Origin of the sequence: Priestia endophytica DSM 13796, assembly GCF_900115845.1 — a bacterium.
Lineage (GTDB): Bacteria > Bacillota > Bacilli > Bacillales > Bacillaceae_H > Bacillus_I > Bacillus_I endophytica.
This window is the reverse complement of record NZ_FOXX01000006.1, coordinates 1-21,548: the sequence shown is the minus strand read 5'-3', so window position 1 is coordinate 21,548 and position 21,548 is coordinate 1. Positions and strand designations below refer to the sequence as shown.

The 21,548-nt window shown below is 34.8% G+C and carries 23 protein-coding genes and 2 pseudogenes; 4 read left to right on the top strand and 21 right to left on the bottom strand.

What is annotated here, in order from left to right:
• Window positions 1–110: 110 nt before the first annotated feature.
• From BM012_RS12395 to BM012_RS12330, 14 genes are all read right to left on the bottom strand, one after another.
• Complete coding sequence (locus tag BM012_RS12395; protein ID WP_061805260.1) at window positions 111–1,373, bottom strand: SulP family inorganic anion transporter; 1,263 nt, start codon at window positions 1,371–1,373, stop codon at window positions 111–113.
• Between the two features lie 677 nt (window positions 1,374–2,050).
• Entirely contained in the window at window positions 2,051–3,388 is a 1,338-nt protein-coding gene (locus BM012_RS12390; RefSeq protein WP_061805259.1) for a WD40/YVTN/BNR-like repeat-containing protein, read from the bottom strand.
• 135 nt (window positions 3,389–3,523) lie between these two features.
• Window positions 3,524–3,979, bottom strand: coding sequence for an SMI1/KNR4 family protein (locus tag BM012_RS12385; RefSeq protein ID WP_061805258.1), 456 nt, complete (start codon window positions 3,977–3,979; stop codon window positions 3,524–3,526).
• Between the two features lie 174 nt (window positions 3,980–4,153).
• Window positions 4,154–4,435 carry a hypothetical protein gene (locus tag BM012_RS12380; RefSeq protein WP_061805257.1) on the bottom strand — a complete coding sequence of 94 codons (282 nt, stop codon included), beginning with the start codon at window positions 4,433–4,435 and terminating at the stop codon, window positions 4,154–4,156.
• Between the two features lie 72 nt (window positions 4,436–4,507).
• Window positions 4,508–4,975 carry a DUF6985 domain-containing protein gene (locus tag BM012_RS12375; RefSeq protein ID WP_061805256.1) on the bottom strand — a complete coding sequence of 156 codons (468 nt, stop codon included), beginning with the start codon at window positions 4,973–4,975 and terminating at the stop codon, window positions 4,508–4,510.
• A gap of 103 nt (window positions 4,976–5,078) precedes the next feature.
• The gene (locus BM012_RS12370) at window positions 5,079–5,456 is read right to left on the bottom strand and encodes a hypothetical protein (RefSeq protein ID WP_061805255.1); all 378 of its coding nucleotides are present in this window, start codon (window positions 5,454–5,456) and stop codon (window positions 5,079–5,081) included.
• Between the two features lie 56 nt (window positions 5,457–5,512).
• Window positions 5,513–6,028: a SecY-interacting protein Syd gene (locus BM012_RS12365; protein ID WP_061805498.1), complete on the bottom strand. Its 516-nt coding sequence runs from the start codon at window positions 6,026–6,028 to the stop codon at window positions 5,513–5,515.
• A gap of 100 nt (window positions 6,029–6,128) precedes the next feature.
• Window positions 6,129–6,617 (bottom strand): YxiF family protein, encoded by a 489-nt coding sequence (locus BM012_RS12360; protein ID WP_321170005.1) that lies wholly within the window; start codon window positions 6,615–6,617, stop codon window positions 6,129–6,131.
• 65 nt (window positions 6,618–6,682) lie between these two features.
• On the bottom strand, window positions 6,683–7,216 hold the full coding sequence (locus BM012_RS12355; RefSeq protein ID WP_061805254.1) for a SecY-interacting protein Syd: 534 nt from the start codon (window positions 7,214–7,216) through the stop codon (window positions 6,683–6,685).
• 234 nt (window positions 7,217–7,450) lie between these two features.
• Window positions 7,451–7,768, bottom strand: a complete 318-nt coding sequence (locus BM012_RS12350) for a hypothetical protein (RefSeq protein WP_061805253.1) — start codon at window positions 7,766–7,768, stop codon at window positions 7,451–7,453.
• Entirely contained in the window at window positions 7,752–7,889 is a 138-nt protein-coding gene (locus tag BM012_RS26410) for an SMI1/KNR4 family protein (RefSeq protein ID WP_161939322.1), read from the bottom strand. Before BM012_RS26410 ends, BM012_RS12350 begins: the two co-directional genes overlap by 17 nt.
• A gap of 243 nt (window positions 7,890–8,132) precedes the next feature.
• Window positions 8,133–9,317 carry a suppressor of fused domain protein gene (locus tag BM012_RS12345; protein WP_082802619.1) on the bottom strand — a complete coding sequence of 395 codons (1,185 nt, stop codon included), beginning with the start codon at window positions 9,315–9,317 and terminating at the stop codon, window positions 8,133–8,135.
• Window positions 9,318–9,336: 19 nt separating this feature from the next.
• The gene (locus BM012_RS12335; protein ID WP_061805252.1) at window positions 9,337–10,551 is read right to left on the bottom strand and encodes a pre-toxin TG domain-containing protein; all 1,215 of its coding nucleotides are present in this window, start codon (window positions 10,549–10,551) and stop codon (window positions 9,337–9,339) included.
• Window positions 10,548–10,952, bottom strand: coding sequence for a hypothetical protein (locus BM012_RS12330; RefSeq protein ID WP_040056573.1), 405 nt, complete (start codon window positions 10,950–10,952; stop codon window positions 10,548–10,550). Before BM012_RS12330 ends, BM012_RS12335 begins: the two co-directional genes overlap by 4 nt.
• Window positions 10,953–11,509: 557 nt before the next feature.
• Between BM012_RS12330 and BM012_RS12325 the strand changes: the two genes are divergently transcribed.
• Both BM012_RS12325 and BM012_RS12320 read left to right on the top strand, forming a co-directional pair.
• The gene (locus tag BM012_RS12325) at window positions 11,510–11,986 is read left to right on the top strand and encodes a DUF2975 domain-containing protein (protein ID WP_061805251.1); all 477 of its coding nucleotides are present in this window, start codon (window positions 11,510–11,512) and stop codon (window positions 11,984–11,986) included.
• Window positions 11,987–11,996: 10 nt separating this feature from the next.
• A complete protein-coding gene (locus tag BM012_RS12320; RefSeq protein WP_061805250.1) occupies window positions 11,997–12,218 on the top strand; it encodes a helix-turn-helix domain-containing protein in 222 nt (73 codons plus the stop codon).
• 63 nt (window positions 12,219–12,281) lie between these two features.
• On the opposite strand, the gene BM012_RS12315 is transcribed toward BM012_RS12320, so the two are convergent.
• The 5 genes and pseudogenes from BM012_RS12315 to BM012_RS12295 form a co-directional block, all read right to left on the bottom strand.
• On the bottom strand, window positions 12,282–12,527 hold the full coding sequence (locus tag BM012_RS12315; protein WP_061805249.1) for a hypothetical protein: 246 nt from the start codon (window positions 12,525–12,527) through the stop codon (window positions 12,282–12,284).
• 98 nt (window positions 12,528–12,625) lie between these two features.
• Window positions 12,626–12,919 carry a hypothetical protein gene (locus BM012_RS12310; protein WP_061805248.1) on the bottom strand — a complete coding sequence of 98 codons (294 nt, stop codon included), beginning with the start codon at window positions 12,917–12,919 and terminating at the stop codon, window positions 12,626–12,628.
• Window positions 12,920–13,088: 169 nt separating this feature from the next.
• Window positions 13,089–14,060 (bottom strand): dTDP-glucose 4,6-dehydratase, encoded by a 972-nt coding sequence (rfbB, locus tag BM012_RS12305; RefSeq protein WP_061805247.1) that lies wholly within the window; start codon window positions 14,058–14,060, stop codon window positions 13,089–13,091.
• Between the two features lie 48 nt (window positions 14,061–14,108).
• A pseudogene (gene imm47 / locus BM012_RS12300) lies at window positions 14,109–14,915 on the bottom strand (Imm47 family immunity protein).
• 88 nt (window positions 14,916–15,003) lie between these two features.
• The gene (locus BM012_RS12295) at window positions 15,004–15,456 is read right to left on the bottom strand and encodes an SMI1/KNR4 family protein (protein ID WP_061805244.1); all 453 of its coding nucleotides are present in this window, start codon (window positions 15,454–15,456) and stop codon (window positions 15,004–15,006) included.
• 417 nt (window positions 15,457–15,873) lie between these two features.
• Here BM012_RS12295 and BM012_RS12290 point away from each other — a divergent pair, with 417 nt between their 5' ends.
• Both BM012_RS12290 and BM012_RS12285 read left to right on the top strand, forming a co-directional pair.
• Window positions 15,874–16,998 carry a flagellin N-terminal helical domain-containing protein gene (locus BM012_RS12290; protein WP_061805243.1) on the top strand — a complete coding sequence of 375 codons (1,125 nt, stop codon included), beginning with the start codon at window positions 15,874–15,876 and terminating at the stop codon, window positions 16,996–16,998.
• 757 nt (window positions 16,999–17,755) lie between these two features.
• The gene (locus BM012_RS12285; RefSeq protein ID WP_061805242.1) at window positions 17,756–18,850 is read left to right on the top strand and encodes an acyltransferase family protein; all 1,095 of its coding nucleotides are present in this window, start codon (window positions 17,756–17,758) and stop codon (window positions 18,848–18,850) included.
• A 20-nt stretch (window positions 18,851–18,870) separates the two neighbouring features.
• On the opposite strand, the gene BM012_RS12280 is transcribed toward BM012_RS12285, so the two are convergent.
• Together BM012_RS12280 and BM012_RS12275 are read right to left on the bottom strand one after the other, a co-directional pair.
• Window positions 18,871–20,442: a glycosyl hydrolase family 28-related protein gene (locus BM012_RS12280; RefSeq protein ID WP_061805241.1), complete on the bottom strand. Its 1,572-nt coding sequence runs from the start codon at window positions 20,440–20,442 to the stop codon at window positions 18,871–18,873.
• A 68-nt stretch (window positions 20,443–20,510) separates the two neighbouring features.
• Window positions 20,511–20,922, bottom strand: a pseudogene (locus BM012_RS12275) (ATP-binding protein); the annotation flags it as partial.
• Window positions 20,923–21,548: the final 626 nt, after the last annotated feature.

The following is a 21,548-nucleotide window of genomic DNA, read 5'->3' as shown; positions in this document are numbered from 1 at the left end:
CTAACTCATTCTTGGAAACAACTCTTTTCTCCTTTCTTCAACACTATAAAGTGAAGAATTACCCATACTAAAAAAAACCTGAATTCAACATGTGAATTCAGGCTTTTTTCCTATAGCGCATTGTTTACTTGTTTTTGATACTGTTTTACTTTGCTTATGAGATAAAACAAGAGTGATAATCCTAACCCTGCTCCAATTCCAATTGTTAAGTTTGTAAACACGGTGAGAAGGAACGTTACAACAAGCACAAGGGAATGACTTGATTTTTCTTTGACAATTTCTGTGAACTGTTCTTTTTTACTAATACTCCATGCCACAACCATTAAGACAGGTGCCAAACTAGCAAGAGAAACAAATGAAGCATATGGAGCAAGTAATACCACAACGAGTAACACAAACAGTGCATGTGTTGCGCCTGCAATTGGAGAAGACGCTCCATTTTTAATATTTGTTACGGTTCGAGCAATCTCACCTGCTGCTGGAATACCTTGAAATATCGGCGCAACCATGTTTACTACGCCTTGACCAATTAACTCTTTTCGACTATTATGCTTCACTCCTGTCATCTCGTCTGCTACGCGAGCCGTTAATAACGACTGCAGTCCAACAAGAACGGCGATAATAAAAGAAGATGGAAGAAGCATCATCACTTTTTCAACTGTAATCTCAGGGAGCTGTGGCATCGGAATCTGACTCGGAATTTTTCCGTAAATGGAACCGATTGTTTCAACTTTTCCTGAAAAGAAAAGAGATGAAACAACGCTTGAAATAATAATCGCTAACAGATACGAAAGCTTCCCAACCTTAGGGAACAAGCGCGGTATTACTAACACAATTCCTAAGCAAATGAGCGCTGTTAAAATGCTGTAAGAACTTAAAAACTGAAGGTTTCCTACTATTTCTTTCATATTTAAATGAAAATACTCAGATTTCTCGATGTCGTGTAACCCTAGAAAGTTTGGAATTTGGCCTGCAAAGATAATGACCGCAATTCCTGATTGAAACCCAATAATGGTGGCTTTCGGGAAATACTGAATTAAGCTACCAACTTTACATAGCCCAAAGATGATGAGCAAGATCCCTGACATAAACCCTGCAATAAGTAAATTTTCAAACCCAAATTGCAACACAATTCCTAATAAAACTGGAACAAAAGCACCAGTGGGTCCTCCAATTTGGAATCTACATCCCCCTAAAAGAGCAATCAGTATGCCTGCTACAATGGTTGTATAAAGGCCTGTAGCTGGATCTGTACCAGATGCAATCGCAAATCCTAATCCTAAGGGGATCGCAATAATACCAACAACAATTCCTGATAGCACGTCTTTTCGTAAATTGTGTAAGGAATATCCTCTGAATGCTTTTAAATTCATGAACGCACATAACCTCCATTTTTTAAAGATTGATTATTATCCTTTTTCATCAAAATCTAGTTTTCTATGTCAAGATGGGACTCTGCGGGCATCTAATCTTCTCTTTTTATGATTTATTCCTTAGATGCTCCCCATACTAAATTTCGTTCTCTAAGCAAATGGTGTATATAAATGGCGATGTTTTGATCTTTTTTGCTTCATTAACAGTAATTTTAAATTCTTTTAACATTATCAACATAAACTTTACAAAATTTTTAAAAAATTAAAGAAACAACGAGGATTTGCTTTTTTTGAAGTTAACTCTATCCTAAATGAGCTAAATTATAATAAAATGACACGAAGATGAGAATTTGATGAGGATTTTTTAACCTATTTCTTATTTTCTAATTTTGAAAATGAGGGAAAAAGAATAGAGATTGTGTTTATTTTCGTTAATATAATTTAAAATATAGTAATGGTAAATAACAAACTTAAATAAATCCTTTTAATGGAATAGTTTATTTTTATTCTAAAAGAATATAAAAAACCAGTAGCTCTGATGTGAGAGCTACTGGTTTTAACATATCTATATTAGGTATAGCTATTATATTTTATTATCCTACAGTTCAACTTTTAGACTAGATTTACGTATTGAACGTGTCACAAACTTCTCTGACAAACAAAAGATAAATGCCTGCCTAATACTCCCCCTCTTCTGACGATAAACTTGACTTTTCACTATCAAGGACTTGATCAGGATCCACTAGATTAGCAAAACTCCATGTTTTCCCTTTGTCAATAGAAATAAACCTCGCTAGAACTTTCCCTCCTTGGTAATCTCCATTTGGCCCTTGATTTACAAGCAACGTTCCTTGTGATCCCTCAAAAGTTGGTGGCTCAGCAACAACGAAGATACCCTGATACTCGGGAGGCATTGGCACTTCAACTTCACTCCATGTTTTTCCTCCGTCCTCTGTTCGAAATAGATAGGGACTTCCCTCTTTATTCAATTCATTTTTTATACCAAAAGAAAGGAATCCTAGCTTATCATTAATAAATGTTCCATCTGTTACATGGTTGCTAACATCAGGAACAAAACCAGCTTTTCTCCAAGTTGCTCCACCATCATTTGTCTTAAACACCGTATGTGCTTCAAATCCCATTGTTCTGTCATATGTAAGGATAAGATAGCCATCTTTTTCAGATGTAAAGCCAATTGTTCTCAATCGTACAGACGCAAACTCTTCTGAAATGCGGCTCGTCTTCCACGTCTTTCCTTTATTATTAGAGTAGAGAATACTTACCCTGTCAGCTTCCATACCGTCTTCTACAAACACAAAGGCTGTTTTCTCTGGTGAAATAACAAAACTTCCTTCAATTAATGTATCCTTTGAACCACTGTAGTCCCCTTGAAAGAGTTGATCAATCTCAAGCGGAACCTTGACCCAACTCTTTCCGCCATTATAGGTAACTTGTAATTTGTCCTGTTCAAGCGTATAGTTCATATCACTGTTTTCTACCTTTATGCCTGCTTCCTTTTGATACTGTTTTTCTACTGCAGGGAGTCCTGCTACAGCGCCTGATGTTTCTTCGATTTTTGTAAGCTCGTATGTGTTGTCCCCCCTTTTCTTAAGTCTCATCGTCCGGTGAATATCCCGAATCGTTCCATCCTTCTCCACGTTGCCCCAATTATGAAAAATACTCCACGTTTTATTTTTTGGTTTAACCCAAAATGTGACTGCTACTGCTGCTTCCTCATTATCACCTGCAAGCAGTTGAAATTCATCAAAACGTACATCGTCAAGCTTTTTCCATGAAGGAGCTTCACTTTCTTTATAAGGATCAAGAAGATCTGACAGGAACATGTAGGCAGCATCTTCTGCACCTAATTCTTTAGTTGCATGATCAATCGAAATTGACATCGGAAGATTTTTATTGAATTCTGGTTCAGACAACTTTAAGAAAAGAAAGAGTCCTATTGCTAAAAGAAGTATACATGTTGTAATAGCTATGAGCCACTTTTTGCTTTTTATCATGTTAGAGCCCCTTTACTACATTTTCCATCTAATTCTAACACTTATTTCCACTTTAGTAATCTATTAAAAAATCATTGACTATTAAATAATAAAAAAAGCGTATTGAAAGCTAGTTTCAATACGCTTTTTACCAAGCTAATTTTTTTCAAATTCCAATTCTGTAATATCTTCAAAATAATCTGTATCCTCATTGATTTTCTTAAGAAACTCCGCAAAGGAATTCGCTATTTTTATTCCTAAATAATATATAGAAGATTGTTTTTTATTCTTAAGATCCATTGTTAAATATACACCTTCATTCACTTCATAAAAAACAAGCTCGTCTTCTTCCTCATATATATCATCTAAATCTGGGTCATACTCATATATTCCTTCTCGAAATCGAATATCTGCTACAGAATGAGGATCTAGCATCCTATTAAATGAATTTTTATTATTTACATCTAAAAAGCCGTATCCAATTTCCTGATAAAAAGCTCTTAGCTCTTCTGGAAAGGCAAAACCTAAACGTTCTTCTGCTTCTTTAATATCATTTTCTGTTAGCTTGTAAAATTTATGATCACTATTTTTTAATATTGAAAAGTCACCCATCTGGTTTCCCACCTTAATATGATAAATCTACAATCATTTCATTTATGCCGCGAAGAGCCAGTTCATTTAAAATCTCATTAACTAACTCTATATCCTAATCTTCATTTTCTAAAATAACCGCGTTTTTTAATACTTCTATTTGATTATGTAGTGACATTTGAATAATTCTCCTTATCATTCTAAATGAGGGCAAAAACAATGACCATTTGGATCAATGATGTATTTAACAACCTCTTCTTTGTCCGAAACAACTATTGTATATTCATTCTCTACACATAGTTCATGCGGTTTTATTTTCACAATAATTAACCATACTGGGCCGTTTACACTATCAAATTCATCATGAAATGTAATCGTATGTTCTATTTCCTCTAAAATATTTCCTGATAAGTTATATTTATTTTTATAATTATCGGCAACCCTTAAAGCGCTATCGCGTGTTAAATGAGTATTCATGAATATCTCCCTCACACTTTAGACTGTTATACATCATTAACTGCCTTTCTTCGCTTCGCTCCTCTATCTTTTTTAAATCACAACATCTTGATACCCTACTTCCACTACCTTTTCATCTAATAGCCTGACACCTAATCCATTTTCATCATCCCATGTACAATGAAAAGAAAGTCCAATATCTCGCCCTTCGAAAATATCACCATATGGAACAATTATTCCATCTAAGTTGATCATTTCTAGAATTTCATCCGTTGTTTCAATTAATGGGTAATCTTCATTTGGTTCTATATCATAACCAAGTTCATGACGCTTTTGTTTGTAATAGGCTAGTATAGGCTGTAATAGACTTTTCTGTAGATCCTCCCATTTTTGCATAAAGGCGGTGTATGCATCATATTGCTCTTGATCGAATAAGCCATCTTCATCGCCTTCAACTATTAAATCTATTTTAGGTTCATTTCCAAAAAAGTTAATAGTCGTATAGTTTGTCCACCCACATTCATGATAAAGGGTACCAAAAACCTTATCATTTATGATCATTGCAAATCTCCTTTTTAAGGATTATAAAAGCTAGATTAATACCATTTTTACTCCAAATAATTTTAAAGTTTTCTAATACTATATTACAAAGTTAACACTACCTTTATTTCGACAAGTCATATTCTAAATACTCATCATCCCACAAGAGTACATGGTCATCGATATGTACATGCCATTCTGCATCCCAAATCACACAACGAATTTGTGAAAGTAATGCAGACCAATGTTGAACACCTTCCCACATAGCCTCTTCACTGTTATGAGGGAGCTGGGTTGAACCTTCAAAAATAACGTCTTCTTCTGTTGAAATTTCTGGATTATAAACATCAAAGCTTGTCCAATTATATCCTTCACCTGTTTGAACATATTTTTCAATTTCTTGATCAACTGAATAATCCGAAATTAATTTATGGATAGCTTCTTGCTCATCCTCTGTGAGTTTTTGTTTGCGTTGTGCAGTGTAATAAATCGAAACGCTCATTTTGCGCCCTCCTTTTTAGAGAAACCCTGTATTCTAATCTTCCTATATAAAAGACACTACTTTTTCAACTTTAAGTTCCTTATTAATTCTCCAATATTGCAAGCAATATTGGAGAATGTCCCTCGCTCATAGTCTTCTAGTTGAACAATTCCACTACTATTTTCAATTACAACGAGCAGTCCATTCCCCTCAATTCCAATCGGGACTTTCTCTAGACAATCTTCATGATTTTTCTTATATCCTTTCACAGACTCTCTAAAGGAAACCATTTCAGCATCTGGCAGCACTGCTTCTAAGCAAATATAGTAATCTTTGAAAAAACCATCTAAGTCTGCAAACCAATAGGAATTAAAATACTCAACAATTGATGGATGAAGCTTTATATTTAATTCATCTTCTAATTTCTTAAAGTCTTGTGTAACAGTCATTTCTACAGGAATCCATGAAATATATCCTTCATCGTCTATTTCACCTTCATAAATAATTAAATCTTTATTCGTAACAGGTGTTTTCCATAAAAAGTCCAAACCTTTATCAGTTGCTTCTCTTCTCATTTCAAAATATGTCTTCATCGCTTCTTTTGTTGACAAAGTTATCATCCTTTACTAGAACCTCTTAAAAGTAACAAGTCTAACAACTTATAGCCAATCAAAATTCTCATATCTGTTGTTTTCATGATAGCCCCCAAGTGCTAAATTCATAAAAGTATTCTGTTCGTTCTATGCATAAACCAAAACTGAAGTCTTCTGCGAGTAATATAAAATCTCCATACCCCGTCGAGAACTTTGTTGACTCAAGAATCATATGTAAGTTACTAAATACTTCGTTCATACTAATCAGCACTGCTTCTATTTCATCTTCTCTAAAGAATAAAAGCCTGCCTCTTTTTGGAATCACTCTAATAGTATGAATCGTCTCATTTAACAAGTCGATTGATTTTTGAATATTTTCTTTATAGTCATTTCCTTGTAATTTGATTTTATTTTTCTTTATATTAAGCAAAGAAAATACTTTCTTACAAAACCTATCATTATGTTCAACGTCCAAAAAAGGTTCCTCTGTAAACGTTATGTAGCTCAACTCTTGGAGTAAATTCTTCCGTCTGCTTTTTCTTTTTAGCAACTCCATTTTTGTTGTTTTTTCATTACTCAAATTAATCACCCTTCCTATAATTCTCCTATTTAGATTTGTTTTCTATTGTCTTGTCCCTCTCATTCTAATAGTGCCTACCCCTTTAGTTGCATGCCACGGATAAGCTGATCAAGACTATCTGCTATGACTTCATACTTTCCTGTCTCACAATCTTCTATCTTAACGTTTCCGTTACTATTATCAATCACTATTAAGAAACCATTTTCGCCGTCCAAGCCCAATGGAATATGCTGCAGTTTATCTTCGTGAGCTTCTTTATAACTTATTAGTTGCGAAACCAAATCTTCTAGCTTAATGCCGGGCAAAACAGGTTCTAATATAATATTATAGTTTTTGTAAAATCCCGCTAATTCGGCAAACCAGTATGAATTAAAGTAACGTTTTATAGAATCATGCAAACTACCATCTAACACTTTCTCTATATCGGCAAAGTCATGGCCTATATCCTTTTCGACTGGTTTCCAGCATATATACTCATCTTGATCCATATCCCCTTCATATATAAAGGGAATAACCCTATCATCCCAAGGCACTTTTGGAAGTGAATGATTAAAATCATGCCAGACATTAATGAGTTGAGTGAAGTACTTTTTCAGTTCATCTTTCACTGTAATTCTCCTTTTTCTATTTGCTTTGTTACAAAAATTTATGTAATTATTCCCTTATTACTAATTATAAATTTATTTTAAAACATCGTAACCATTTAAAGGGATTTACTTATTAGTAATTAAAAAAGCACTTGCTGTCTTTAATAAACAATCAAGTGCTTTTTCTTTAAAACTATTATCTATTGAAAATATAATTGAATAGGTCTCTTTTAAGTTCGACAAAAGCTTAAGGATTCAAAGGTCGTTCTTTTCAACCCACTGATTTATTAATTTGAACATCTCATCAGTAACAACTCTTAACTCATTGTTTACGCAACTATCTACAAATTCAGTGCTTATTATTGTATACTTTTTTGAAATTTCTAAGCTACATATATTCCCTGAAATTTCTTCACGTTCACTTTTTTCTGTTATTACATTTTCCATGAAGTCTTTGAAAATAGCTTCACCGAAAGAAGCCATATCTTCAAATACTAGCTCAATAAGTTTAAATTCATTATTTAGCCTTGGGATATAAAAACCATCTACACTAAGTTCAAAAGTATATTCCATTATATTTAGCTACACACTTAATATAATCTTCTGGAAACTCATATCCTAACTCTTTTCCAATGTTCCTAACAAACTCTTCACTAACAGGTTCATCCGCAAATTCCCAATTTAATTTTCTCATCTGATTCCAGCTCCCCATAATTTATCTCCATCTAAATGATTAGATTGATATATATTGGTTACAACTAGCTGCATTTTTCTAGGCACTTGATGATGCCACAGGAGGACTTGGATTTTCGCCTTTTCTCAATTAATTTGAGCAAGTAAATACCTAATCTCTAAAACAACTAAATAAAGGTCGATTTTATATGTTTTTCTCCATATAAAATCAACCTTCTTTATTGTAATTAATTTCCTCTTATCATTATTTCCCTACATTAACTCGATTAGGATCCATGATATGGAGAGATGGGATTTGTCTTCTCAGTTTTTCAATAAGATAAGCCTCTCCCTTGTTCATTGCAAGCTGTCGTTCTTCCTCATAAAGTGGAATAAGATAATAGAAATTAATCTCTTTATATCCAGGTTTACAATGAGATAACGCACGATTTTCTGGTCTCAATACAAGCAAACTTGAAAACTTGACTTCATCTGAAAATGGAACTGGCGGCTCCCCATTTGGAATAATAATTCCTTCATCAATCCAACCCTCATACAAGAACGGAAGGTGAGCAATTTGACGAATCCAGTCTAATGGCCAACGAAATTGATCTTGTGTCATTTCGTCTTTGCTTGTCGGCCACGTAGGTGGTAAAGCAAGCATTAACTCAGCAAACTGTAGTTCGTCTCCAATCTGATACTCTGCCATAGGTTGAGCACTCATCCCTGTTGTTACCAAAGTTACATCTTGGCGCTCTGCTGTTGGTGGAATAATGTGAACTTGGATAGAGGCTTCACTTGCTGGGATGATTTCACTAACCGTATCTTGAACTTTCCCAATCTGTTGTTCAATATGGCGAAGTAAGAAGACTTCTTCTGGAAGTTCTCTCTCCTCTTCATATGGATCAACAGGTTCTGTAGCTCCCTGTTTATAAAGATAATCTAAAATTTCAGTATAGCCCTTCATTTGTGCCATTTTGACAGCATTTATGACTGTTTTATCTTTACCTTCACCAAGTTCGTATGAGTCATTAAGGCGTGCTCCATGTTCCACTAGTAGCTGGACTAAACCTAAATGACCTTTCTGTACTGCTCGAACCAAAGGGGGAGTGATTGGATGCACACTCCTTCTTCCATTAACATCAGCCCCATGTTCAAGTAACCACTGGGCTGCTTCAAAAGATGCTCCTGCCGCTGCATACTGCAATGGAGTAATAGGTCGGTTTTCATCACGGCCAGTAAAGTTACAGTCGACTTCATATCCCTGTTCCTTGAAATACTCTAGTAGATGAATATGATTATATTTAGCAGCCATGTGCATTAAAGTTTCTCCAGTATGCTCTGTTGCATGAAGAGCTTTGGGATGCTCTTCGATTAATGATACAACTTGGTTATAATCTCCATATTCTATAGAAGAAAACAACTTACGTTTTATTGGTGCCCATCTCATAATTTTATATTCCTCCTCTTTAACGTTTAGGCGGAAAACCTTCTTCTGTGTCTAATTGTTCAGCTATCCATTCAAGCTTTCTTACATATGCTTCTCGCGGTGCATTATCTACTTTTAATCTATGAAGATGTTTAGTAACTTCCTTAATATACGCATTAGAATGACCTTTATTAGGTGCCCAATGAAGGTTTTCTAGTCCAAAAATTGGATCGATATCTACATCTCTTAGTAACTTTCTTCCATATTCGGCATAACTTCTTACGATTTTCTTTCTATTCATGAATAAACCTTTTACCGCAACATGGTGCGCATGAGGCCTTACCATTCCAGCAGGTGGATCTCCCTTTGCTTTTCTTAAGTAAGCTCCAAAATTAAAGTTATTCACATTCCGAACAACTTTAGCTCCACCTTCTTTAACAGCCCTTGAACCTTCTGTTACAACCTTTGCAACCTGTTGACCGCCATCCTTAACAGTTTTATAAAGGTATTGTCCAGCTTCTTTCACCGTAGGATTGTTCTGAAGGCGTAATCCATTTGGCTCTATCAACTGTTTTTGAAGAGAAGGTATCTGCCAATCTCCTACTTTTTTAACCACTTCTTTCCCCTTAACTATGTACTCCTTAGCCGACCGAAACCGACCCTTCATACTATTCCATGCACCAGAAAAGAAGTCTTTAAAAACAGCAGGGTTAACGGCTTTTCTACCACTTTTTATTTTACCAAGGGCTGAAGCTTCCTGTCCAATCTTTGCCGTTTTGGCCATTTTTCCGCCTTTAGCAAAAACGCCAATGGCTTTTCCTGGCGAGAAGTTGAGGATCGTCATAACTCCCGCTTCAGCACGCTGACCTCCTGTAATTTTCTCCCCTGTTTGTGGGTCATACTCGCCGAACGTGCGCTGAAGATCGTACCAGCCTGAGAATTCTCCAACTGTCCGTCCTAGCTTTGCTTGCCATGATTGATCAAGCTGTCTTACGTCTGCGGCTGTTTTCTTCACAAATGCTTGGGAATCATCTAGTAGGTCTTTATATTTTTTAATAGAGCCTTCAAACTTCTCTTGAAGGTGATTGATATTACCGCCGCCAACACCGGCAATATCAGCGGCTATGCTTCCCATGCCCCACTTTAATTTACTTAGGGCAAAGCTACATTTCATTTCTGCTGTACCAATTCCGCTTGCTAGTTCATCAAGCTTGTCTGGATCAACTTCAATTGTATATCCACCATTTTTTGTCATGCAAGATTACCTGCCTTTTCTCTGAGCTGAGCGGCTTTCTTCTCGATTTCAATGATAAGATTTTGGCCATCAACACGGGCTTCACCAGCCACTGTGCGAAGCTGATTTTGATAATCATCATATGCTTCTTTTTTCTTTCCTTGCCAATCAACCGCATGCGCATTATATGCCTTTGCATTCTCTTGAGGAGCTTGGTTAAAGTCTTCAAGCGCTTTTCTTACATTATTCGCATAGCTATCCAACGCTTCCGCTTGAGCCAAATATTTAGCCCGAAGAAGTTGACGTTCCGCTTCTTCCTTTGCGTCTTCCAATTTATCTTTGACATCATTAGCTGTGTCTTTAGTCTTATCCCAAGCATCACTCGCTACATTTTTTACGCCGCCCCATACATCGTAGCCCAATCGATCCTCTCCTTCCTTTTTCCTCAAATCCTTTTCTTTTCCAACTACTATTTTAAAGGAATATATGGAAAATTTGGATAGGAAGAAGGATTGCTTTTTTTAAGCCAACAAGACCTTTGTACCCAATAAGAACGAACGTTCCGAGATTCAAAAGAACTACTTTCTACTTTCCTCTTAAAACTTCTGCTGTATCTTGTGTGAGAGATAAGCCTATCTCTTATAGCTATTAACGAACAAAGTCCCACTCTCTAATCCTATTAACATTACTGATACGATGGCTTAAAGGACATTATTTTAGAATCGCAGACAAACTAATTTTTCATAAAATCTATGATCGTTACCTTTAATCTTGAACTAATGGATTAATTGAAAGAGTTATAAATGAAATAGTTTTATAGAGCATTTTTTTATAATGAGAAAGACTTTTTACCTTCGTCTAAAATCAAAAACGAATTTACATAGCAACAAAAATATAACCCTAATCATTAATTATTTATTGTATTTCGATAAATAATATGTTAAATTCAAATGGACAATAAATCAGTGAGGTGTTTTTTATGAAACGAGGTTCAACCATCTTTTTAAAAATAGCTGTTTTTCTGATTGGAACTCCAGCTCTTGCCTTATGTATATTTGGCTTATATTACTTAGCTAATCATCCAGCAAATCCAGAGTATGCCCATATACTCTATCCCATTGTAATCATTATGTATGTATCAGCGATCCCATTTTTCGTTGCGTTGTATCAGGCGTTCCGACTTCTAAACTACATTGACAAGAACAAAGCGTTCTCCCAAATTTCGGTAAGAGCCCTACAGAGAATAAAATACTGTGCAATTACAATTAGTATCTTATATGTGATAATGCTGCCATTCATTTTTTTCGTAGCAGAGCTAGATGATGCACCAGGTCTCGTTATAGTCGGGATGGTCCCTATCTTTGCTTCTATGGTTATCGCATTCTTTGCGGCTGTTCTTCAAAAGCTTTTACAAGAAGCCATCGATATAAAATCTGAAAATGACTTAACGGTCTGAGGTGAACATAATGGCGATTATAATCAATATTGATGTAATGTTAGCGAAAAGAAAAATGAGTGTAACAGAACTTTCAGAAAGGGTTGGCATAACAATGGCTAACCTTTCTATCTTGAAAAATGGAAAGGCAAAAGCGGTTCGATTATCCACTTTAGAGGCAATTTGTAAGGCTTTAGATTGTCAGCCTGGAGACCTTTTGGAATACAGAGCTGACGAAGACACTGGAGGATAAGAAACATGAGGAAAAACTTGTCCATAAAAACCAAAAGAACACCTATCAAAAGGTGTTCTTTTTTTATTCTTCTTTCTCATCTTCTTTTGGCTTTTGAATCCTTTTTTTCTTTAACTTCGGTTTATTTACATACGCTTCGACTTGTTCTTGCAAATCTCCAAAAAGCTCTTGAAGCATTCTTTTTTGATCGCCGGATAAGTGTCCCTTCACTTTTCTTGGATCAAGGTTGTTTTTCCTTAATACATCATTAACTAACGAATCCACTAGTGAGTCAGGAATGCCTTTCTGTTTGTCAGATGAGTTATCCATTATACGTGCCTCCCTTCCACCATAACCTTTGATATTAGTTTATGTGGAAGGCTTGGCATATGAGCTAGCCCTAACATAAGAATACTAGCGCATTCCCATTAATCTAAATGATGGATTTCTCGTGGAGCTCCGTTTTTTCCATACCGTCTATCTTTTTCTTTAAGTTCCGTAGCGTGAGATGTACGCTCATGACGAAAACGAACGAGAGCAAGTGCGATTAACAAGATTAAAAATACAAAAAATCCATAAAGAAGCGAACGTTCTAACCAGTGAATCATAAAATTCGTTTTATTGATGTGAGCTGGGAGCTTTACCGCAAAAGATAAAGAAAATGAAAATAAGGATGCTACAAAACCGACCATAACGGGAACAAGCAGGATTGACTTTCTCATGATGCCCTCATTTCTGTAAAGTACTTTATTTCTATATCGACTAATCTTTTTTCTTTTATAGATTTTAATAACAAAATACCTCTCCCATATATTTACGAATTTGAGGACAACATAGTTTCAGGGCTAATTGTTCTATGAAATCTTTACCATGCAGTCGTAAACCACCCTGCTAGTTATTTTTAATCTTTCGCCACCACTCTTCATGCTCTACATACCACCGAATTGTTTCGTCCATTCCTTTCTCAAAGGTGTATGTAGGTTTCCATCCTAATTCTCTTTCCAATTTTGTTGCGTCAATCGCATAGCGACGATCATGACCAAGTCTGTCTTCTACAAACAGAATAAGTTCTTTTGCAACGCCTAATTTTTCAACGATTAAATGAACAATTTCGTTATTCGTTTTTTCATTATGGCCACCAATATTATAGACTTCCCCAGCCGTTCCTTTATGGATAACAAGATCAATTGCCGTACAATGGTCTCGAACGTGCAGCCAATCTCGCACATTCTCTCCATCTCCATAGACCGGAAGCCTCTCTCCTTTCATTGCGTTTGTAATCATCAATGGAATAAGCTTTTCCGGAAATTGATACCGTCCATAATTATTGGAGCATCGTGTAATATTCACATTAAGTCCATATGTTTTATAATAAGCACTTACAAGCATATCCGCCCCTGCTTTACTAGCTGCATATGGACTGTTTGGAGCAAGCGGTGTTTCTTCTGTGAAGTACCCTGTCTCTCCTAATGAGCCATACACTTCATCTGTAGAAATTCGAACGTACTTTTTAATCCCATTCTCTCTTGCGATATCTAACAGCGTTTGGATTCCTAAGACATTGCTTTTAATAAAAACATCTGGTTCTGTGATGCTACGATCAACGTGTGATTCTGCCGCGAAATTTACAATAGCATCAATTTCATGCTCTTTGACAGCTCGGTCAAGAAGTTCCCGATTATTGATATCTCCCCTTATAAACGTATAATGCTCATGATGATGAATCTCTTTTAAGTTATCTAAATTTCCCGCATATGTAAGAGCATCATAATTAACAATAAAATACGCTGGATAAGTTTCTATCATATAATGAATAAAATTGCTGCCAATAAATCCTGCTCCGCCTGTGACTAAAATGTTCATGAGAACCTAACTCCTTTTTTAAATTCTTTATACAAATTTTCTCATAAGCTAAAGGGCTCCCTCCACACTATTCCCGTAGAAATATTTCCGGCCTCTTTCCCAGCTTCTTTCTGATAGAGTATCTATATAATCTGTAAGCTGTTGAAATATCTCTTCATCCAGTACTGTTTTATATTGAACAGGACATCCCTTTCCGCTCCATACTGATAACAAAATAGGGATACTCTCCATCTTTAGTGGGGTATTCTGTTCTCTTACAGCAAATGCTCTTTGGACAAGAGTCTTTGTTAGCTCTCCTAGAAAGACAGGTTTTCTATTATAATAGTAGAAAGTCGGTGAAAGAGTGTTCATCCACTCCCTATAATAAGAGCCAATTTCATCGACAGTAGCGTTCCAATCAAGATTCTCTGTGTAGTCCATCATATGATCTAGACTATCTCGAATCACTTCTTCCACAACTATATCATCCCTCTCTTCCAGTAGAGCTAAAAGATATGGAACAACTTCAGGAGATAACGTCTCTCTTGCACATGACGCAAAAACATAAGCATTATCCTCTGACACTCGAGAGAGAAAGTTCAAGTGTTCTACTTTTCACAAATCTTCATGCGTACAAACGGAACAGAACACATGGATACATAGATTTAAAACCTCTTCAATTTCAGTACTGTTCATAAGATGGATAAAGACGTGCTTTAAAGAAAAGTCTCCGCTCTTAAACAACTGGATTAAAGAAATTAACCGTTCTTCTTCTAATATCTTCCCTTTTAAAGACGCTTTAATATTTTGAGCTTCTTCAACAGAAGGAGCTGGTCCGTACCATATGCTTTTAATTAATTCATTAACCGTTACCAAGGTTTCTCTCCCTCTTTTCTAGTTTCCTCTACTACTTCTATTATACTAATAAAAAAAGCTCAGCAACCCCCTGCTGAACTTTTCCCCATCAATCTTCATGTGTATACAAGCCCTCTACAAAGCTTTTAAAATCCGGAGCTAATTCTAATATAAAAGGATCCACATCTGCTTCCAAGTCAATGTAGATGATTGGTGGATTTTCGTTTCTCTCTCTGTAATCCATCGCAATCCACCAGTGTCCGTCACCTTCTAACAACACGATGTTTTCCGGCAGCTCCCACTCTTCGATATAATAGGAGCTTGATAAAATTCCTTCTTCATCGATCCCAGCAATCGATGTTACGCTTACATGATCGTCCGCCCACCCTGTTGGTACTGATGTTGGAAAAGAATCATAAATGATGGCACCTCCATTGTGAATTTTACATAGCTTAATATAGGCCTCCGGAAGTTTTATGCCGAGCTTTTTTTCAGCTTCTAACACTTCTGCGTCTGTGGCAGGTGCTTTTGTGTCGTATTCTGTATCCCAAATGTTTTTCATGTTGATCCTCCTTAATATGTTTCCCTTAATTGTTAGCCAAGAGCGTGATCTGGACACCTATTATTTTAATCTCCTAAACTATATTTCCCCAGAGTAGTATTGCTTTAATATGTAAAATACCTTACCGCACTATAAAGTTCCTTATTAATTCTCCGTACTACCAATTAGAAAAATGCTATCTTTCCTAATAAAAATATAGATTTTGTCCAAAAAAAGCTTAACATCTATTCCTTTTAGTCCGATATAAAAAAAGAATTAAGGATAATACATAATGTAATTCTTCTAGAAGATCCTTAAAGGATTTATAGTAAACAACCTTTACTTAACATCCCTTCTCCTCAATCTATAGGGGCCACTCACATGGGCACAAGGACGTGTCCGCCAAAATAATAGATCTATTACATGGAGGTAGTAGTAATGAGAATTAATCACAATATCGCAGCACTAAACACGTACAACAAATTAGGTGTAAACAACAACGCAATGTCTAAAAACATGGAGAAACTTTCTTCAGGTCTTCGCATCAACCGTGCAGGGGATGACGCAGCAGGTCTTTCTATTTCTGAAAAAATGCGTGCTCAAATCCGTGGTTTAGACCAAGCATCTAAAAATGCACAAGATGGAATTTCGCTTATTCAAACAGCTGAAGGTGGGTTAAATGAAACTCATGACATTCTTCAACGTATGAATGAGTTAGCTACACAAGCGGCCAATGGTACACTCGAAGATGATGATAGACAAGCAATTGGCGATGAATTAAGTCAGCTAACTGATGAGATTGATCGTATTGCTAAATCTGCTAATTTCAATGGAAAAAACCTTCTTGATGGAAATTTCGGTGTACAACTTGACAGTGCTGGTACTGGTATTAAAGTAGGCTCAGATGGAGTTTCAGCTATTGATATTAGTGGTGCTAAAGCAAGTTCAACTTTCACTCTAACATCAGGAGCAGCTGGAGAATACACATTAACTGATACGGCTGGAAATGCACAGAATCTAAAATTAGCAGATAATACAGCTGGAACTCTGAACTTTGATAGCTTAGGTGTAAAAATCACATTAGATGGTACACAAACTGCAGCTACTGTGGTAGCAAGTACAGCAGGCGGTGGCACAGCAGGTGAGATTAAAACTACAAGTGATCTACCAGTAAGTATTCAAATCGGGGCTAATACTAGTGAAGATGAAAGATTAGGTATCTCAATTGGTAATATGACTGCCTCTTCTCTAGGAGTAAGCAACCTAGACGTATCAAATGAAACTAATGCTCGAACTGCAATGGATAATATTAAAACAGCTATCACAACAGTCTCCGCTGAGCGTTCTAAAATGGGTGCATATCAAAATCGCCTAGAGCACTCAATTAATAACCTAAACACAACTTCTGAAAACCTAACATCAGCAGAATCTCGCATCCGTGACGTTGACATGGCGAAAGAAATGATGGAGCAAACAAAGAACTCTATCCTTGCTCAAGCATCTCAAGCAATGCTTACACAAGCGAACCAACAGCCACAAAATGTACTTCAAATGCTTCGATAAAAGATCAAAAGGCATCCATCATAACTTGGGTGTCTTTTCTTATAAAGTCCCTAACTATTTTAATGCTATTAGTATGACAGATATTAGGGCATCCCACTGTTGATATAGAACTTGTTCATTTTGAAATATTATTGAATTAAAAGAATACTTCTTAATTCTAATTTTCATTACCATTTCTTTATTATATTTGTGTTAATTTCTTAAAATAATCATTATTCTTAAATAATTATTGAGTATTGTAAATTTATTAATATAAAATTCTATAATTCCAAATATTATATTTACCTTTTTAAAGAAATACCTATTGCTTTTTTTATAAATATATTTAAGGATATGTATAATTAATGAAAAAAATTATGTTAATATTTTATAAGATTTTAGAGTTCTACTAAATAATAGCTTTTTCTATACCTCTATAGCTATAGTTCAATTTAGTAATCCCCCAGAAGAAAAACTCCTCCTTACCATTATTTGAAAAAACAGTGAAGGAGGTTGTCTATCATTATCTCATGAGCCTTTTAACATAACGTTAAAAGCCAGTTAAGTATAACTTCCAATTTTTTCATGTATATAACCCAGTAATAATGGGAAGCCCTCTTTATCTTGCCATATTAAAAATTGAAATATAATAGAATAAATCTCCTTCTAATACACCTGATATATACTCTCTTAGTTATAATCAAAAAAAGAGTTTCTTAAAAACTTATCTTATATTATACTAATTTTGGTAAACTAAATTTGGGAGTGAATCTAAAAATTGAATAAAACACATGTTAATGAAATTCATTGGTTAAGAGCAATTGCTTGTTTGGCTGTAGTCAGTCTTCATGCTATCACATCTGGTACTACTATTTACTATCCAGAATCATTTGATAAAATCGGTTATATATTACATATTATGCAGATGGGTCTTATGTTTGGAACCCCTACATTCATTTTCATTTCTGAATTTCTATTTGCAAAGAATTATAAAGATGGCATGCCAAAAGGGTTCTTTATAAAAAGATTAAGGTATTTAGGAATACCTTATGTTTTTATGGCAATGGTTTATGCCATAGTATTTACTGAGAATATTACTTGGGGCAGTTTCACACTTGAGACATTAAAAAATATTTTTATAGGGGACTTTGTAGCATATTTTATTTTAATTATTTTTCAGTTTTATATATTACATCATATCTTATATAAAAAATTACAAAATTTAAATCCAAAGATTCCTTTAATTATTGCTTTCTTAATTAACTCCCTCTACCTTGCGTTTTTTAACTTTACGTCTCCACCGAATAACGAGATAATGGAGTACATTTGGACTACAGGTCACTGGTTACCTTTTCCGGGTTGGGTATTCTACTTTATTTTAGGTTTTTATTGCGGGAAAAATTACAAAGAATTTCTTTTATTGTTAAATAACAGGAAGAATTATCTATTTTTATTCTTTCTAGTATCCTTTATAGGCATGATAATACTAAAATATTTTGGATTACCGAGTATAACTTCATCTAAGAGGATTGATATTATATTTTACACAACGAGTGTAATCTTTTTAGTCTTGTATTACTCTTCAAAGATTAAATATACACCTAAATTCATCTTTAAAATTAGTAAGTATTCTTTTAGTATTTATCTTCTTCATAAGTTAATTACTGATACAGTTGGTTCAATTACTAATAATGTAATTACTCATATTATCATTTTATTTGTAATTAGTCTCTTATTTTCAATATCGGTCTCATTTATCATTAATTTAATCCCATTTGGAAAGTATCTAGTTGGAAACCTTGGTAAGACACCAATACAGGCAAATCAATTAGTCAGAAAAAGAAAAGGTGCAGTTAATAGTCGAACTCTTTAAAGAGTTTGACTATTAACTCATTATACTGTTTTTCCCTCTGAGTCTACCCATACCGGCGTACCGCCCCCCTTTTTACACCAAATAGGTTTACCTAACGTAGTATCAAAATATTGTGTACCTATAACAGGAGCAGTTGGTCTCTCGACGGTAGTACCTACACCAGTAGTTGGGATAATATTAAATTCACATTCCTTTAACGGTCCATTAGTAGCAGAAGTATCAGAAGTTACAACCCAACCGAGTATCCCTTTCTTCTTGGGGTCATCAACTAAGAAAATATCTCCTTGGCTCCCTCCTGCATACCACCTGAGATCTGTCCCATCCGTATCATAATATGGATGGTCTTTACAAGAAAGAAATATTGCTTTTCCTTGTAATCTTGGGGCAATGTTAAAATAATCAATATTTTTACGTTGCCTTCTATTCACCCCAATGAAAGGTCGCCTTTCTCCTAAAAACAAGTTAATGGGTGTAGAATGATCATTTTTTATAGTCACAGAAGATCTATTATTACCATTCATAGGATTTAGGGCATACGTATCTTTTATATTTACATTATTCAAGACAATCGTTGAGTTTACTTTTGTTTCATATAATTTACCCAAACTCTTATTCTGTCTACCAATAGTTCCTCCTTGTATTGTAATTACAGAGTTATTACCTGCTGATAAAACAACAGAGTTTGATGATCCATTACCAAAGAAAGTAACACCTGATAAAGTAACAGTAGATTCTCGTGTCCTTAAAATAGGACTACCTGTTGTATCTTCTTCCCCAACCCCACTTATTTGCCAATCTCCCCAAGAAATATCATAAACTGTTCCTGTCGTCCATTGAGCTACCAAGCTTGCAGCAGAAGAATAACTCCCCTTTAATTCATATGCTATCTGCGTAGCTCCGTAAACTGCTATTTTCTCAAGATAATTACTCGTACCAGTTGCATTCATACTAAAACCTTTCTTTTTGATATACATAACAATATTCTTTACTTGATTCTGCCAATAGTTGTTTTCAAATCGAATACCATTATCAGTATGAATAAGTATGTTGTTTAATTGAGAATAGGCTACATTTGTTTTTGCATAAATTGCATAATCTACTCTTGTTTGATCAGAAATCACCCCATACAACCAGATGTTACTAATCATTTGTCCTGTTGTATCCCTATTAATACTTTTATCTCTATTTGTTAAAATGAGAATAGAGTCTACATTTGCTAAGTTACTTCCATCATTAGTAGTTCCCTTTGTACTTTTTTTAATCACCGTACCTGTAGTAGAATCACCATACAACCAGATAGGAGTATTTTCTTTATTAAAATGTCCCCAGATATACAATGGTTTCGTAATTATATATGTTCCTGCTGGAAGGTATACTTTTCCTATTCTCTTCTCACAAGCATAGTCAATAATCTTTTGCAAAGCTACAGTATCATCTACAATACCATCTCCTTTTGCACTAGGCAATGAAGATGGGGGGTATTTCACATTAATATAATGACTATTCAACTGATTGAAACTTGCATCTAGTCTCTCTCTAATTATATTATTCTCACTTTGTATATTCTGTTTTCTTTTATCCTTGGAATCCAATAGCATCACCTCAAATAATATTTATGTAGACGGCAAGTCGAATTTTACACTTTTTGCTTATTTGTTTTTTACACTTCTGCTGAAAATACACTTTTTCGATGTTTCATTCGATAACTATCTCCATCCATATGAATTACTTCTACACGATGAAGTAAACGATCTAAAATTGCAGTGGTAATTCCTTGGTCTCCCATTAATTCCCCCCCACTGTTCAGGGCTTTTATTGGATGTGAGAATGATGGAACTTCGTTCATACAAATGATTAATTAAATGAAAAAACAAATTTGCTTCTCGTTGATCCATTGCCATATACATCGAATCATCAATAATGACCAGATCCGCGCCTCTTAATCGCTTTAGCTGCACTTTTGATTTATTTAGAAATTCTTCCGTTTTTAAAAGATGAATAAGCTCACCCATAGTTATGAAATAGACGTTGAAACCTCTGTGAATAGACTCAATTCCTAAACCAATTGCTAAGAATGGGGAACTTTTATTAACTGCTTTAATTTTACTCCATAATACTTTTAAGATTATATTAGCTATACAAACATTCTCTGTAAATTTCCTCTATGACCTTTAGGAAATAAGGCCTTTTGGACTGATAGAGGGTTAACAGCTACCCATTCTTAATATATCAATAAAATTTGTTTACTTTAATTAGCTCTTCTCACAATAGAGCTAATTAACAGTTAGAATAAACATCGATTTTGTTATTAATAACGAGAATATTTATTAATGAGTTCTAAAATAAATATATTCCTTAATGGAGATACCTATTCCCATGCATTTAGTTTATGACTAAAAGAAAGATGGTTTATCAGTTAATATATGCTATATGAAATTTCTATTATTTTATAATTGGAAATATAATTACAATTTTACATTTTTAAAAACAAAAAGGTTTCTCACTATAAACTAAGTAAGAAACCTTGTGTAATTTGTAATAATTATTAAGCTATATTGTTTTAAAGCATTGTAAATAAACCTCGTTAATTTTTGCGTCTATACTGGAGTTAGTATAGTTTCATGGACACAATTTTATTAAGTCCTTACAATTATTTTTGAGAGGATGTGTCCGAATTGAAACGTAAACCTACAGGTAA

Coding starts and splice junctions, on each gene's coding strand:
- BM012_RS12395 (WP_061805260.1), bottom strand. CDS start 1,373: ATGAATTTAAAAGCATTCAGAGGATATTCCTTACACAATTTACGAAAA.
- BM012_RS12390 (WP_061805259.1), bottom strand. CDS start 3,388: ATGATAAAAAGCAAAAAGTGGCTCATAGCTATTACAACATGTATACTT.
- BM012_RS12385 (WP_061805258.1), bottom strand. CDS start 3,979: ATGGGTGACTTTTCAATATTAAAAAATAGTGATCATAAATTTTACAAG.
- BM012_RS12380 (WP_061805257.1), bottom strand. CDS start 4,435: ATGAATACTCATTTAACACGCGATAGCGCTTTAAGGGTTGCCGATAAT.
- BM012_RS12375 (WP_061805256.1), bottom strand. CDS start 4,975: ATGATCATAAATGATAAGGTTTTTGGTACCCTTTATCATGAATGTGGG.
- BM012_RS12370 (WP_061805255.1), bottom strand. CDS start 5,456: ATGAGCGTTTCGATTTATTACACTGCACAACGCAAACAAAAACTCACA.
- BM012_RS12365 (WP_061805498.1), bottom strand. CDS start 6,028: ATGAAGACATATTTTGAAATGAGAAGAGAAGCAACTGATAAAGGTTTG.
- BM012_RS12350 (WP_061805253.1), bottom strand. CDS start 7,768: ATGGAATATACTTTTGAACTTAGTGTAGATGGTTTTTATATCCCAAGG.
- BM012_RS26410 (WP_161939322.1), bottom strand. CDS start 7,889: ATGAGAAAATTAAATTGGGAATTTGCGGATGAACCTGTTAGTGAAGAG.
- BM012_RS12345 (WP_082802619.1), bottom strand. CDS start 9,317: ATGAGATGGGCACCAATAAAACGTAAGTTGTTTTCTTCTATAGAATAT.
- BM012_RS12335 (WP_061805252.1), bottom strand. CDS start 10,551: ATGACAAAAAATGGTGGATATACAATTGAAGTTGATCCAGACAAGCTT.
- BM012_RS12325 (WP_061805251.1), top strand. CDS start 11,510: ATGAAACGAGGTTCAACCATCTTTTTAAAAATAGCTGTTTTTCTGATT.
- BM012_RS12320 (WP_061805250.1), top strand. CDS start 11,997: ATGGCGATTATAATCAATATTGATGTAATGTTAGCGAAAAGAAAAATG.
- BM012_RS12315 (WP_061805249.1), bottom strand. CDS start 12,527: ATGGATAACTCATCTGACAAACAGAAAGGCATTCCTGACTCACTAGTG.
- BM012_RS12310 (WP_061805248.1), bottom strand. CDS start 12,919: ATGAGAAAGTCAATCCTGCTTGTTCCCGTTATGGTCGGTTTTGTAGCA.
- rfbB (WP_061805247.1), bottom strand. CDS start 14,060: ATGAACATTTTAGTCACAGGCGGAGCAGGATTTATTGGCAGCAATTTT.
- BM012_RS12295 (WP_061805244.1), bottom strand. CDS start 15,456: ATGAAAAACATTTGGGATACAGAATACGACACAAAAGCACCTGCCACA.
- BM012_RS12290 (WP_061805243.1), top strand. CDS start 15,874: ATGAGAATTAATCACAATATCGCAGCACTAAACACGTACAACAAATTA.